Genomic DNA, 12,723 nt, shown 5'->3' on the forward strand with positions numbered 1-12,723 from the left:
CCACAATGGGCGTACGTGTAGGAGTTGTCGGCGCGACCGGTCAGGTCGGCGTCGTCATGCGAAAGCTGTTGGAAGAGCGCAACTTCCCCGCGGATGAGGTGCGTTTCTTCGCTTCGTCGCGCTCGGCTGGCAAGAAGCTGCCGTGGCGCGGCGGCGAGATTGTCGTCGAGGATGCCGAGACGGCCGATCCGACCGGACTCGATATCGCGCTGTTCTCTGCCGGCGCGACCCTGTCGCGCGTGCAGGCGCCGCGGTTCGCGGCTGCCGGCGTGACCGTGGTGGACAACTCGTCGGCTTGGCGCAAGGACCCCGAGGTCCCGCTGGTCGTCAGCGAGGTCAACCCGGAACAGGCGTTCGACCTGCCCAAGGGCATCATCGCGAACCCGAACTGCACCACGATGGCTGCGATGCCGGTGCTCAAGGTGCTGCACGACGAGGCCGGCCTGCAGCGGCTGATCGTCTCGTCCTACCAGGCGGTGTCCGGTAGCGGACTCGCCGGCGTCGAGGAGTTGCTCGGCCAGGCCCGCGAGGTCGTCGGCGATGCCGAGAAGCTCGTGCACGACGGTAGCGCTGTGGACTTCCCGGCGCCGAACAAGTACGTCGCGCCGATCGCGTTCAACGTGGTTCCGCTCGCCGGGGGGCTCGTCGACGACGGCAGTGGTGAGACCGACGAGGACCAGAAGCTCCGCAACGAGAGCCGCAAGATCCTCGGCCTGCCGGACCTGCTGGTCAGCGGCACGTGCGTGCGCGTACCCGTGTTGACCGGGCACTCGCTGTCGATCAACGCCGAGTTCGCCCGCCCGCTGTCGGTGGAGCGCGCGAAGGAAATTCTCGCCGCTGCGCCCGGTGTTCAGCTCACCGACGTGCCGACGCCGCTCGCGGCAGCCGGTGCCGACGATTCGCTCGTCGGCCGGATTCGTCAGGATCCGGGCGCACCCGAAGGGCGCGGACTGGCCCTGTTCATCTCGGGTGACAACCTGCGCAAGGGCGCGGCGCTGAACACCATCCAGATTGCCGAGGTGCTCGTCGCGGGCAAGGCCGCGCTGGCCCGCTGATCCGTTCCCCTGGCGAAGGCCCCCGATCGATAGGCGATAAAGCCGTGTCCATAACATCAGAATCCCCGACGATGGCCGCACGGCTCGGCCACTATTACCGGGCAGATGACGTCTATCGCGTCGGCCACGAGAAGGTCCGCGAGTACGCCCGGGCGGTGCAGGACAACAATCCTGCGCACCGCGATGATGCCGCTGCCGCGGCGCTGGGCTACGCGGGACTGGTTGCGCCGTTGACGTTCACCGCAATCCCGGCAATGGCGACCAACCAGAAGATGTTCGAGTCGATCGTCGTGGGCTATGAAACCTACGTCCAGACCGAGCAGGTCTTCGAACAGCATCGCCCGATCGTCGTCGGTGACGTGCTGAGCACCGATGTCGAGCTGTCGGAGATTCGGCGGGTCGCGGGCCGCGACATGTTCACGGTCACCAACACTTTCACTGACGCGGCCGGGGAAATCGTGCATTCCATGCACACCACCGTGGTCGGGGTCAGCGCCGATGAGGTGGATTCGGGGATCTCGGCGGCCGTGCAGAACCGGATTATGACCGACGTGAAAATCCTGTCCCGGGACGAGGCGGAAGCGGACTACCGCAAGACGGTGCGGCCCGACGGCGAGCGGATCATCTCCACCGAGGGCCTGCGCAGGGTGCCGGGTACGCCGTCCTTCGATTCCCTCTCCGTCGGCGACGAATTGCCATTGCGCCACACTCGTCTTTCACGCGGTGATCTGGTCAACTACGCGGGCGTGTCCGGCGATGCCAACCCCATTCACTGGGACGAGTCGATCGCGAAGCTCGCCGGTCTCCCCGACGTGATCGCGCACGGCATGCTCACCATGGGCCTCGGTGCGGGGTTCGTCTCCGCGTGGTCGGGCGATCCCGGCGCGGTCACGCGCTACGCCGTGCGGCTGTCGCAGGTCGCAGTGGTGGCGGGCGAGGGCGGCGATATCGAGTTCAGCGGGCGGATCAAGTCGCTGGACCCCGAGACCCGCACAGGTGTCGTGCTGATCGTCGCGAAGTCCGGCGGCCGAAAGATCTTCGGCATGGCGACGATGACGCTCCGGTTCAGCTGACTCAGCCGCCGAGCAGCAGGTACAGCCCGAGGAACGTGTAGGCCACCATCGTCAGCATCATCGCGAGCTGCCCGGTGCGCTGATGCGCGCGCGGTAGCAGGCCGAGCGCGCGGTCGTGCGCCGCGAAGACTGCGATGATGTGACCGGCGAGCACGAAGACCACCTTCGTCCCGGCGAGCAGGCCAGGATGCTCCGCGAACACGTGTTCCGGCTGAATATCTCTCAGCCACAGCACATTCCACCCGCGGTCCAGTGGATCGCCCAATGCGATCACCGCGTCCTGGCCCCGGTCCACCAGATACGACGCATAGTGCGCGAGGACGTAGCCGACGGCGATGGGGATGAGCGAATGCGCCATCTTCCCGGGCAGTTCGCCTCGCCGGCGGCTGTCGACACCTCCGGTGGCCTGCGCAGCAAGCCAGAACGTGGTGGCGACGATCAGCACGAAGCCGAGCAATGCCAACGACGCTGCCGCGACGTCCGTGGCATCGTCTCGATCGGCGAATGACTTCCACTGCGGGAATTCGGTGAAACTGTCGAAGGCTGTGGAGCCGAGCAGGACGGCGAGCACGGCCAGCGTTCCGGGCCGAACGGGCATGGTGAGCAGGGTGTTCATCGGGTTGCCGGCTACCGGCACTCCGGTGGCGCGGTTGCGGCGGAATGGGGATAGGCGCGAGGCGACGACGCTGTAGGTGTCGAATGGGTCGGCCCGGCGAAACCACAGCGGCCCGGTGATGAACCCGCCCGCCAGCATGAACACGACATAGATCAGCAGCCAAACCCGAAGTACCGGAACCGAATCCGGGCTGGGCGATGCGAGTTCGAGCCAGGTGAACGCGAACAGGCCGATGGCGGCCGGCCAGTAGCCCCACTCGTGCGGATAGCGATCGGCCTGTCGGCGGTGCAGCGCGGTGTGGATCGTCCGCGTCGGCGAGACCACTCGCCAGATCGGTCCGATCAGCAACGACAGCACCGGCATTCCGACCCACAGCAGTACGTAGACGTTGCCAGGAAAGGGATTCTCATCCGTGTTGGGTCCGAAGAATGCGGCGAGCAGTATCCAGGCGGTAAGCAGCAACGCGACACCGGCGACCCCCGCGCGCACCGGCCGCGAATCGATCACCGTCACCAGCCACGGCGGCAGCGGGCGCCCCGGCGCATCGGCGGTGAAACGAGGTGTCCGCCAAGCGAAGAAGACGACCGCGAACGTGAACGTCAGCACCCATGCGCCGCCGACCATCGCCGAGGTGTAGCTGATGGGCAGGTCCTCGGGCTCGCCAACGCCGTGCGCGAGCACGAGCATGGGCGGTTCTCCTTTCGGCCTCGGTCGGGGGACCGGGTCTGTTAGTCCGGATCGGTTGTGTCGTTCTCGTCGGCTGGGTCGTCGTCGCCCCTGCGCCGGTCACGCACGGCGATCACCACGACCACGCCCACGACGAGCAGTGCGGGAATCAGCGCGGGCAGCGCCAGAATCACCGAATGCGTCGCCAGAACTTCTTCGCTTCCTGCGAGCGAAGCGACGGGAAAGCTACCGGGTTCGGCGCTCAACTCGACGGCACGGTGGGGCGTCGATGGGATGTGGCGAGGGATCCGCTCGAGTTGATCCGCCATGCGCCCCACGAGAGCGCCGCGATGATGATCAGCGAGCAGATGAGCACCACCAGTGAGGCCGCCGAATACAGCCACGACGGGTGGTCGAAATTGCGCTCGCGCTGCAGGATCTTGATCTCTTCCACGAACGGCTCGGTCGATTTGGGCTGTGCTGCATAGCCTTCCGCGCCGATGCCTGGATCGGCGGGCAGGTAGATCGGCACGCCCGCCATGGTGGTGCCGTCTTGGATGCGCAGCAGCGTCTTCCAGTCCCCGTAGACGGGTATCGATGTGGTGGAGCGGTATTCACCCGGGCCGGTGCGTTCGAGCACGTCGATGTTCAGTCCGCGCTGATTGTCGAGTCCACCCTGCCAGGACAGGATCGATACCCACTCCGGGTTGTCGCCGACGACGTCCGCCGGTTCTAGTCGGACCTCGGCCGACACGTGCTCGCCACCGTCGCCGGGCACGGGAGTGAGTGTGATCGTGGCCGTGGCGTCGGGGACCTCGGTGCGCAGGCCGTTGTAGACAGCCCCGCCGACGATCAGCACGGTCAACGCGACGATGACGCCGCTCGCGCGCGCCGACGGGAGTGGCCGGCCGGTGAGGACCATGCCGAGCAATCCGCCGCAGATGCCGGTGGCGATGGCGACCGGAATTGCCATCGCCAGTCCCTCGCCCCACATGCTCGTCGGCCACGGGTAGTGATAAACGGCGTCGATCCACCACGACTCACCCAGCAGTCCGAGTGTCGCGACACCGAGACCCGCGACCGCGCCGAAGATGATCGGCTTGCGCACGAGTGGGGTGAAGGCGATGAGTTCGACGACGATCGCGGCGCCGGCGTACAGCGTGAACACGTTGAGCGGTGCGCCAAGACCCGGTCCGACCACGAGTGCCACCGCGCCGCGGATCGCCGCGGCTATCAGTGCCGCGAGGATCGCGGCGCCCATGCCCAGCGTCAGGCGGGCGGCGACCAGTGCCAGCGCGCCGGCGGCCGCGATCAGCATCGGCTGCAGTACCAGCCGGAACTGCTCGACACCGAAGTCGTATTCGATCTGGAAGACCGACAGTCCGATGAGCAGGCCACCGAACGCCGCGCAGCGCACCAGCCACACGCCAAGTCCGTCCCGCTCCGCATCCGACGGCGCTGCCGCCCGGCCCTCGCGTTCGAGCAGGAGCAACGCAATCAACGACAGTCCGGCGCCGCCGATCAACATCAGATGCGTGGGACCCCAGAGCGTCACGTCCTGGCCGAAGATGCGATGCCAGATGTCGTCCAGGGGAAAGCCGATCAGCGCGTAGAGACCGCACGCCGCCAACAAGACTCCGCCGATCGGCGCGTGCCAGGTGCGGGTGATCCGGATCGCTGCCGCGCCCGGCTTCTCATACGGCAGAAAGACCGCGAGCATGCCGGCGATGAACAGAAAGAAGAGCCCGATCAGGATGAAGTAGTGCGCGGGGTTGGCGAGCGGTCCGGAGTCGCGCCCCTTGCCGATGTGCAGGCTGACGTCCCAGATGAACCCGAACAGTGCGCACACGATGGTGGTGACGAAGAACAGCATGGGCAGAGCGGCCCACGGTGGGCGGTGCAGGCGACCCGCGGCCCAGTCGGCCAGGCGGGCAAGCCACGTGATCTTGCGGGTCCGATGCAGGTAACCGATCCACAGCAGCACGATCGAGACGACCCCCGCGGCCGCGGTCATGCCGAACACTTGGCCGAGAGCCGCGCCACCCCCCTCGGACTGCGCGAGCACAGAAGTACTTGGTACCGCGAGTAACGCCATAAGTCCCGATTATGGCAAGTGTGTAGGTGCCGTGGCGAGGGTTTCGCTTGCCTGTCGGCTGGGTGGTAGGGCTGATCGTCCTGAACGGCCCGTGCGCGGTGGAGGAGTTCCTCAACCGCGCACGGCGACATTCACAGCAGCCAGAACAGGTATGCCAGGGCTGCGACGACGAATCCGAGCAAGCTACTCACTGTCCTCACACCTTCGATTGAACCGACACTCCATCATCGTCCAGGTGACGGGATTCGTCACATACCGATTCAGTCACGTATCCGACGGTTCGATCCCGAACCCCATCCCAGATGGTAAGGGCCCGCGTGCGTTTGGCCGTGAAAACGTGTGCGAATTATGTTCCGGGGTGCGAAGTTTCGTCCCCGGGACCAAGTTTTGCGCCCGTTTGTGCGGGCTGCCGGCCGTTGTACAACGAGCGGCGCCAGATTTCGGTGAGCACCTGAATCGCCACCTCGTCGTCGCGCGTCTTGACCATCGAATCCCCGCCGGCGGCGAACCACTGCCAGCAGAACGAGTCGAGCATCGAGACGATCGCCGAAGCGAACACGGTGTGGTCGAGATCGACGTCGATCCCGGAGCGTTCCACAGCCCGCACCACCGACAGGACGCCCTTGATTCCGCGGTCGCGGCGGGTGCGCCACCACTCGGCGAATTTCGCGTCGGTCATCGAGAGTTGATAGGCGCCGATCATCTCCGGCACGTATTCGCGGAAGGTCTCGAAGTAGACCCGGACCGCTTCCTCGATGTTCTTCTGCTGGTCGTCGGTGGCCCGCAGTCGGGCGCGGTTGAGTACGTCGCTGTTGAATTTGAGCAGCAGCGCTTCGAGCAGTTGCTGCTTGTTGTCGTAATAGTTGTAGAACGATCCGGGGGAACGACCGGCCGCAAAAGCGATGTCGGAGATCTTCGCGTTGAGAAAACCCTTCTCGGCGAACACCTGCCGTGCGGCCTGGTGAAAGGCCGCTTCGGTGCGGCGCCCCTTGGGGGTAACTACCATCTCGTTGTGCTCTCGGTCATCAGATCACCCCGTCCTCGCGCAGCTTTGTAATCGCCTCGGCGTCCAGGCCGAGCAGCCCGCCGTAGACCGCCTCGTTGTCCTCGCCCGGCTCGGCGCGGCCGGCGTTGCGGATGGTGCCCGGCGTACCGGTCAGCTGCGGCACGATGCCAGGACCGAGCACGTTGCGGCCGATGCGGGTGTCGAAGTGCTCGGCAATCATGCCGCGTTCGCGCAGATGCGGGTCGGCAACAACCTCGGCAACGGTGTTCACCGGGCCGGTCACAACTCCTGCGGCACCGAGCTTTTCGGTGAGCGCGGCGGCGTCGAAACCGGATGACCACTCGCCGATCAGGGCGTCGAGCTCATCCTGGTTGCGGCCGCGCGCGCCGTGATTCGCGAAGCGGGGATCCGTCGCGAGCTGCGGCTGGTCCATCGCCGCGCACAGCCGCGCGAAGACGGTGTCCTGATTGGCCGCGATGATCACATGGCTGCCGTCCGCGGTCGGGTAGAGATTGGACGGCGCGATGCCCTCCAATCGAGTGCCGGACGGGCCACGCACGATACCGCCGACGTCGTAGTCGGGGATGGTCGATTCCTGAACGGCCACACAGGATTCCAGCAGGGAGGTATCGACGATCTGACCCTCACCGGTGACGCTGCGCCGGTACAGCGCGGCAAGCGCACCCTGGGCGGCGAACATCCCGGCGAGGGTGTCGCCGAGTGAGAGCGCGAGGCGCGGCGGCAGCTGGCCGGGATAGCCGTTGAGATAGCGCAGTCCCGATGCCGCCTCCGCGACCGAGGCGTAGCCCGCCTTGTTGGCGTCGGGCCCGGTCTGGCCGTAGCCGGACACGCGCACGAGGATGATGCCCTTGTTCCGTTCGCGAAGTGTCTCGTAGCCGAGATCCCAGCGCTCGAGGGTGCCGGGCCGGAAGTTCTCGACGATGATGTCCGCGCGCTCGACGAGTTCGAGAAAGACCTCACGGCCGCGCGGATCGCGCAAGTCGAGCGTGATCGCGCGCTTGTTGCGGGCGTGCACAGTCCAGAAGAAGTGATGCCCGTCGAGTTCGGCCTGTCCCCAGGTCCGGATCGGGTCCGGCCGATCCGGCGGCTCGATCTTGATGACGTCCGCGCCCATATCCCCGAGCAGGCGTGAGCCATACGGCCCGGCGATGAGTGTGCCGAGTTCGAGAACGGTGATGCCGTCGAGCGCGCCGCGACAAACGTCCGCTTCGCTACCGGTACATACGTCCGCTTCGCTACCGGTGGGCTGTTGGTCGTCCGTCATCAGTCCAGTTTCGCGAAGTCGTGTCGGACGAGCCAATCGGTGACGTGACCGATGGCCTTGCGCAGCGTCTCCTTCTGGTCGGGGCCGCTGTAGTAGTGGTTGGCGCCGGAAATCTCGTGCATTTCCTTGTCCGGGTGGCCGATCGCCTCGAATAGCCGGCGTGTGTGGCTCGGGGTACAAGCCGTGTCGGCGAGGTTCCCGATGACCAGCGTCGGCACTGCGATCTCCGGTCCGGCTTTGAGCGCGTCGCCGCGTGCATCGTCGTAGCTCCACTGCGAGAGCCAGCCGCGCAGCGTGCAGAAGCGGGCCAGGCCGACCGGGCCCATGTTCACCACCTGCGGGTCGCCGAGATAGCAGGTGCCCGGCTCGCGCTCGCTCGGGTCGACGGCTGGATCGAGCCAGCGCGGATCGGCCATCGTGCCGTGTACGACAAAACCGAACTCGTCGAGCGGGCGCCCCGCGTCCCGCAACTCCGCCAGCTTGTCCTTCACCCAGGCGGTGATCCGGCGGTTGCGCGCGATCTGCGCGTCGCGGAACCGGTCCAGGAACTCCTGCGAGTAGGGCGGCTGATTCGGGTTGTCCGGGTTGTAAAGGTCGAGTTCGATGTCGCGCTTGGACGGGTCGGACTCGTCCAGGATCGACGGATCCATCCACTCGGTGAGCGTGCCGTGCCGGGAAATGTGTGCGGCGAGCAGCATCACGCCGTCGGCCGGGATCAGGTTGGCTTTGGTCAGGTCAGGGCCGTCACCGGACGGGCTCGAGGTGAGCGTCGGGTTCTGCGCCTGCTGCTGATAGAACAACGACAGCGAGCCGCCGCCGCTCCAGCCGGCGAGCACGACCTTCTGGTAGCCGAGCCGCTCCTTCGCATCGCGGATGCATTCGCCGAGGTCCTGGACGACCTTCTCCATCAGCAGCGCCGAGTCGTTTCCACGGAAGCGGCTGTTGCAGTAGATGACGTGGTGCCCCGCCTTGGCGAGGTTGTTCATCATCGGCAGGTAGGCGCCGCCCCCGATCGGGTGCATGAACACCAGCACCGTGTCGGACGGCTTCTCCGGCTTCAGCAGGAAGCTCTCCAGCACCACACTTTCGCCGGTGCCGCCGTAGATGTCACGGAAGAGCGAATTGTCTTCGAACACAACGAGGTACGGGATGCGTTCGTAACGGTGCCGGAGTTCTGCACTTGGCATGTGCTGCGGTCCTCTCTGGACGTGCATTGGGGCGAGAAGTGTTGTGCTGGTGAAGTTTCGCGTTCAGCTGCCGATGACGTGTGTGAGCAGCTCCGGCGATGGGGTCAGCCGGCGGCGAGTGTCGATCGAGATGACCTTCCACTCGATGCGGGAGTCGACGTCGTGCCGTCTGCGTGCGCGCTCGCGCGCTCGCTCCGGCGCGCCGTGGTGAATACCTTGCGGCGCATGGGTCAACAGACTCGGCGGCATCTCGATGCCGAACACCGAACCGCCGTGGAAGAAGGCGATCTCGTCGAAGTCGACATTGCGGTGGTACCAGGGCGTGCGCTCGACGCCGGGCAGCATCTCTGCCGGGCGGGGCAGGAAGTTCATGATGTACACGCCGGTCGCCTGCATGAACAGATGCACTGTCGGCGGAAGATGGATCGCTTCGGACCCGATAGCGGTGTACTGGTCGATGTTGAAGGTGAACGGGACGTTGTCGCCGCGCCAGCCCTCTGCGTCGATCGGGTTGTGCTTGTAGAAAAGCGAACTCGGCCCGCCCTCGTGGACGAGGCGCACCTCGTACTCGTCGCGTCCGTCGTCATCGATCGGCTGCGGGTCGGGGATGGTGATTTGCGACGGATCGAAGGGGAAGTGCCGCCCAAGCGTCCCGGCCGGCGGCACCCGGAACTCGTCGACCGCCTCGATCATGAACAGGAATGACTCGTTGTCGGGAATCTGTCGGAACGTCAACGCCTTCGGCAGGTAGACCCAGTCGCCGGGCCGGTAGGCGAGCGGACCCATCTCGGTCTCGAACGTGCCTGTACCGGCGTGCACGAAGATCAGCAGATCCCCGTCGATGTGCCGGACATGGAACGGCATCTCGGTGCTGCGCCGGCTGAGCAGGATCCGGCAGTCCGCGTTGTGGAAGAGCAGCGAGGGCTCCCCGCGCGAGTCGACGGCGTCGGTGGGCTTGATCTCGTTGGAGAGCACGTCGAGCGGGCGCAGTGGGCCGGCCGCGCGGAACGCAGTCGGGTCGTTGCGGTGGTAGAGGATCGCGGTGCGGCCGGTGAAGCCTGCCCGCCCGAGTTCATCGTCCTTGAGGCCGTCCAGGTCGGCGTGCAGACGTTGCGGGGTGACGCCTTTTCGCAGGTGAATGAACGATTCCACCGGCACTCCTTCATTTGAGAAACAGAGACCTGGATCACAACCTGAATCTGATGTTAGATTCGCCTCGATCCCGGTGGCAAATTGCTGGCCGGTAGCGGGCGGGGACAGTGGCGATCCGATCGGAACAACGTCACACCACTAGTTAGGACTGTTCGTTGGCAGTAGCTGATCTCGGCGTAAGCCGGCAGGTGGAGCGGGCCGGAGCGTTCACCGCGGCATCGATCCGCACGCTCGGCCGCCTCCTCGAGCTGACCTGCACGGCGTTCGCATACCTGATCCGCGATGTCGTCACCGGGAAATTCTCGTGGCGCGAGATGTATGCGCAGACCACGTTCTTCGCCGGTGTCTCGGCGGTCCCGGCGGCGCTGGTCGCGATTCCGTTCGGCGTCATCGTGTCGGTTCAGATCGGCAGCCTCACCCAGCAGATCGGCGCGTCGTCGATGGCCGGCGCTGCCAGCGCACTCGGCATCCTGCGCCAGGGCGCGCCCGTCGCTGCGGCCCTGCTGATCGGCGGCGCGGTCGGCTCCGCGATCGCAGCGGACCTCGGTGCGCGCACGGTGCGCGAGGAAATCGATGCCCTGCGCACCATGGGCATCGACCCGGCCCGGCGGATCATCGCGCCGCGAATGCTCGCAGTCATCGTCGTCGCCCCGCTCATCTGCATCGAGATCATCGCGATGGGCGTCGCCACCGGTTACTTCATCAACGTGGCCTTCCAGGGCGGGGCGGCCGGCAGCTACATCGGGTCCTTCGGTCAGTTCGCGGGGCTCACCGACCTCTGGGCCGCGATCTTCAAGGCCGAGCTGTTCGGGATCGTCGTGGTCGCAATCGCGGCGCACCGGGGCCTCGAGGCGAAGGGCGGCCCGCGAGGTGTAGCGGACGCGGTGAATGCCGCCGTGGTGCTCAGCGTCGTATCCAGCTTCGTGCTCAATCTCGTTGTCACACAGATCATGTCCATGTTCGTCGACACCAAGGTCGGCTGAGCGATGCCCGAGGGTCGCTCCGCAGGCTCCGCTCCTGTGCCCGAGGGTCGCTCCGCAGGCTCCGCTCCTGCGCCCGAGGGTCGCTCCGCAGGCTCCGCTCCTGCGCCCGAGGGTCGCTCCGCAGGCTCCGCTCCTGCGACCGGCATGCGAACCTACCTCGCCGCAAGCCCGCGCGCTGCCGCGCTGGCTCGCACCAGCACGGCGCCGATCCGGATGGTCGAGCGGATCGGGCATCAATTCCACTTCATGGTGCAGGTGATCGGGGCTGTGCCGCGCACACTGCGCGTCTACCGCAACCAGACCATGGCGGTGCTCTCCGACATGATGTGGGGCAGTGGCGCGATCATCGTCGGCGGCGGCACGGTCGCCGTGCTTGTGGTGCTCGGCATCTCGGTCGGCGGCTCGATCGGTGTCGAGGCGTTCAATTCACTCGACATGTTCGGGATGGGCCCGCTCACCGGTTTCCTGTCCGCCTACGCCACCACCCGCGAGATCGGGCCGATCGTCGTCGCGATCGGCTTCGCCGCGCAGGCGGGCTGCCGGATGACCGCGGAGATCGGGTCGATGCGCATCTCCGAGGAGATCGATGCGCTGGAAGCTCAAGCGGTGGAACCGATTCCGTTCGTGGTCACCACTCGGGTGATCGCCGGCGTCGTGACCATCATTCCGCTGTTCCTGATCACCCTCGTGCTCAGCTACCTGTCGTGCGCGTTCGTGGTCAACCGCTTGCACGGCCAGTCGGAAGGCACCTACGACCACTACTTCAACGCGTTCCTGCGGCTCGAGGACATGGGCTTCTCGTTGATCAAGGCGATCGTGTTCATCGTCGCGGTCATCCTCGTGCACGGGTACCAGGGCTTCTTCGCCGCCGGAGGGCCGGAGGGCGTTGGCATGGCAACCGGCCGCGCGATCAAGTCGAGCTTCATCGTGATCGTCGTGCTGGACATGGTTTTGACGCTGATCTTCTGGGGCACGGACGTCGGATTCAGGTTCTCGGGGTGACATGGCAAATCTGATCGACCTGCGCGGGCGGGGACCGACCCGGCGGCAGCTACTCGGACTCGGCGGGATCGCGATCGGCCTGGTGATCGCGGTCGCGGTGCCGCTTGTGCTCTATGCGCAGGGCCGATTCGACGATCGCATCGCGGTGACGCTGACCTCCGACACTGTCGGTGATGGCCTGGTCTCCGGTGCCGACGTGAAGTACCGCGGACTGCTGGTCGGCAAGGTCGACGAGGTGGCGACCACGCGCAGTGGCGGCCAGGTCCTCACTCTCTCCATCGAATCCGAGCAGGCCAAGGAGATGTCCGGCGGATTGGCAGCGAGTTTCGCGCCCTCGAACATCTTCGGCGTGGTGGGCGTCGAGCTCGAGCCACAGGAGACCGGGGTGACGCTGCGCGACGGTGCGGTGATTCCGATGGGCGATACGGCTGCGCAGGTCTCTGCGATCGGTGTGCTGCGCGACGTCGGCAAGGTCACCAATACCCTCACCGGCAAGCAGTTCAACGATCTCGTCAACCGGTTCGACCAGCTCGCCGAGGAACTGCACCCACTGCTTCGCTCCGGATTCGATCTGCTGAATCTGGCTGCCGCGCACCAGAAGAT

At 66.1% G+C, this 12,723-nt stretch carries 12 protein-coding genes; 5 read left to right on the plus strand and 7 right to left on the minus strand.

The genetic code is table 11. The features are described from left to right. The first annotated feature begins 5 nt into the window (after positions 1-5). Complete coding sequence (locus A8G08_RS06690) at positions 6-1,055, plus strand: aspartate-semialdehyde dehydrogenase (protein ID WP_068271787.1); 1,050 nt, start codon at positions 6-8, stop codon at positions 1,053-1,055. 71 nt (positions 1,056-1,126) lie between these two features. Next, the gene (locus tag A8G08_RS06695; RefSeq protein ID WP_084435994.1) at positions 1,127-2,128 is read left to right on the plus strand and encodes a fused (3R)-hydroxyacyl-ACP dehydratase subunits HadA/HadB; all 1,002 of its coding nucleotides are present in this window, start codon (positions 1,127-1,129) and stop codon (positions 2,126-2,128) included. Between the two features lies 1 nt (position 2,129). Here the strand turns inward: A8G08_RS06695 and A8G08_RS06700 are convergent, their stop codons facing one another. The 7 genes from A8G08_RS06700 to A8G08_RS06730 all read right to left on the minus strand — a co-directional run bounded on the left by A8G08_RS06700 (position 2,130) and on the right by A8G08_RS06730 (position 10,135). Then, entirely contained in the window at positions 2,130-3,431 is a 1,302-nt protein-coding gene (locus tag A8G08_RS06700; RefSeq protein WP_068271791.1) for a hypothetical protein, read from the minus strand. Positions 3,432-3,472: 41 nt separating this feature from the next. Next, positions 3,473-3,676 (minus strand): hypothetical protein, encoded by a 204-nt coding sequence (locus A8G08_RS06705; RefSeq protein WP_068271795.1) that lies wholly within the window; start codon positions 3,674-3,676, stop codon positions 3,473-3,475. Then, the gene (locus A8G08_RS06710; protein ID WP_068271798.1) at positions 3,673-5,505 is read right to left on the minus strand and encodes a hypothetical protein; all 1,833 of its coding nucleotides are present in this window, start codon (positions 5,503-5,505) and stop codon (positions 3,673-3,675) included. The genes A8G08_RS06705 and A8G08_RS06710 overlap by 4 nt, the downstream gene beginning before the upstream one ends. A 346-nt stretch (positions 5,506-5,851) precedes the next feature. Continuing rightward, positions 5,852-6,511, minus strand: coding sequence for a TetR/AcrR family transcriptional regulator (locus A8G08_RS06715; RefSeq protein WP_068271801.1), 660 nt, complete (start codon positions 6,509-6,511; stop codon positions 5,852-5,854). A 19-nt stretch (positions 6,512-6,530) separates the two neighbouring features. Then, positions 6,531-7,796 (minus strand): CaiB/BaiF CoA transferase family protein, encoded by a 1,266-nt coding sequence (locus A8G08_RS06720; RefSeq protein WP_084435995.1) that lies wholly within the window; start codon positions 7,794-7,796, stop codon positions 6,531-6,533. Further along, complete coding sequence (locus A8G08_RS06725; RefSeq protein WP_068271803.1) at positions 7,796-8,983, minus strand: alpha/beta hydrolase family protein; 1,188 nt, start codon at positions 8,981-8,983, stop codon at positions 7,796-7,798. The genes A8G08_RS06720 and A8G08_RS06725 overlap by 1 nt, the downstream gene beginning before the upstream one ends. 63 nt (positions 8,984-9,046) lie before the next feature. Further along, positions 9,047-10,135 carry a homogentisate 1,2-dioxygenase gene (locus A8G08_RS06730; RefSeq protein ID WP_068271825.1) on the minus strand — a complete coding sequence of 363 codons (1,089 nt, stop codon included), beginning with the start codon at positions 10,133-10,135 and terminating at the stop codon, positions 9,047-9,049. A 155-nt stretch (positions 10,136-10,290) separates the two neighbouring features. On the opposite strand from A8G08_RS06730, the gene A8G08_RS06735 reads away from it, so the two are divergent. From A8G08_RS06735 to A8G08_RS06745, 3 genes are all read left to right on the plus strand, one after another. Then, complete coding sequence (locus tag A8G08_RS06735) at positions 10,291-11,118, plus strand: MlaE family ABC transporter permease (protein WP_068271806.1); 828 nt, start codon at positions 10,291-10,293, stop codon at positions 11,116-11,118. A gap of 213 nt (positions 11,119-11,331) precedes the next feature. Beyond that, positions 11,332-12,120, plus strand: coding sequence for an MlaE family ABC transporter permease (locus A8G08_RS06740; RefSeq protein WP_245672700.1), 789 nt, complete (start codon positions 11,332-11,334; stop codon positions 12,118-12,120). Position 12,121: 1 nt separating this feature from the next. Beyond that, positions 12,122-12,723: MlaD family protein (locus A8G08_RS06745; RefSeq protein ID WP_157108435.1), on the plus strand; the 602-nt coding region annotated here is incomplete at its 3' end.

The organism is Aldersonia kunmingensis, from assembly GCF_001646865.1.
GTDB lineage: Bacteria > Actinomycetota > Actinomycetes > Mycobacteriales > Mycobacteriaceae > Aldersonia > Aldersonia kunmingensis.

Excerpts from the sequence above, each read along its gene's own strand:
- A8G08_RS06690 (WP_068271787.1), top strand. The coding sequence starts at position 6 with ATGGGCGTACGTGTAGGAGTTGTCGGCGCGACCGGTCAGGTCGGCGTC.
- A8G08_RS06695 (WP_084435994.1), top strand. The coding sequence starts at position 1,127 with ATGGCCGCACGGCTCGGCCACTATTACCGGGCAGATGACGTCTATCGC.
- A8G08_RS06700 (WP_068271791.1), bottom strand. The coding sequence starts at position 3,431 with ATGCTCGTGCTCGCGCACGGCGTTGGCGAGCCCGAGGACCTGCCCATC.
- A8G08_RS06710 (WP_068271798.1), bottom strand. The coding sequence starts at position 5,505 with ATGGCGTTACTCGCGGTACCAAGTACTTCTGTGCTCGCGCAGTCCGAG.
- A8G08_RS06715 (WP_068271801.1), bottom strand. The coding sequence starts at position 6,511 with ATGGTAGTTACCCCCAAGGGGCGCCGCACCGAAGCGGCCTTTCACCAG.
- A8G08_RS06720 (WP_084435995.1), bottom strand. The coding sequence starts at position 7,796 with ATGACGGACGACCAACAGCCCACCGGTAGCGAAGCGGACGTATGTACC.
- A8G08_RS06725 (WP_068271803.1), bottom strand. The coding sequence starts at position 8,983 with ATGCCAAGTGCAGAACTCCGGCACCGTTACGAACGCATCCCGTACCTC.
- A8G08_RS06740 (WP_245672700.1), top strand. The coding sequence starts at position 11,332 with ATGGTCGAGCGGATCGGGCATCAATTCCACTTCATGGTGCAGGTGATC.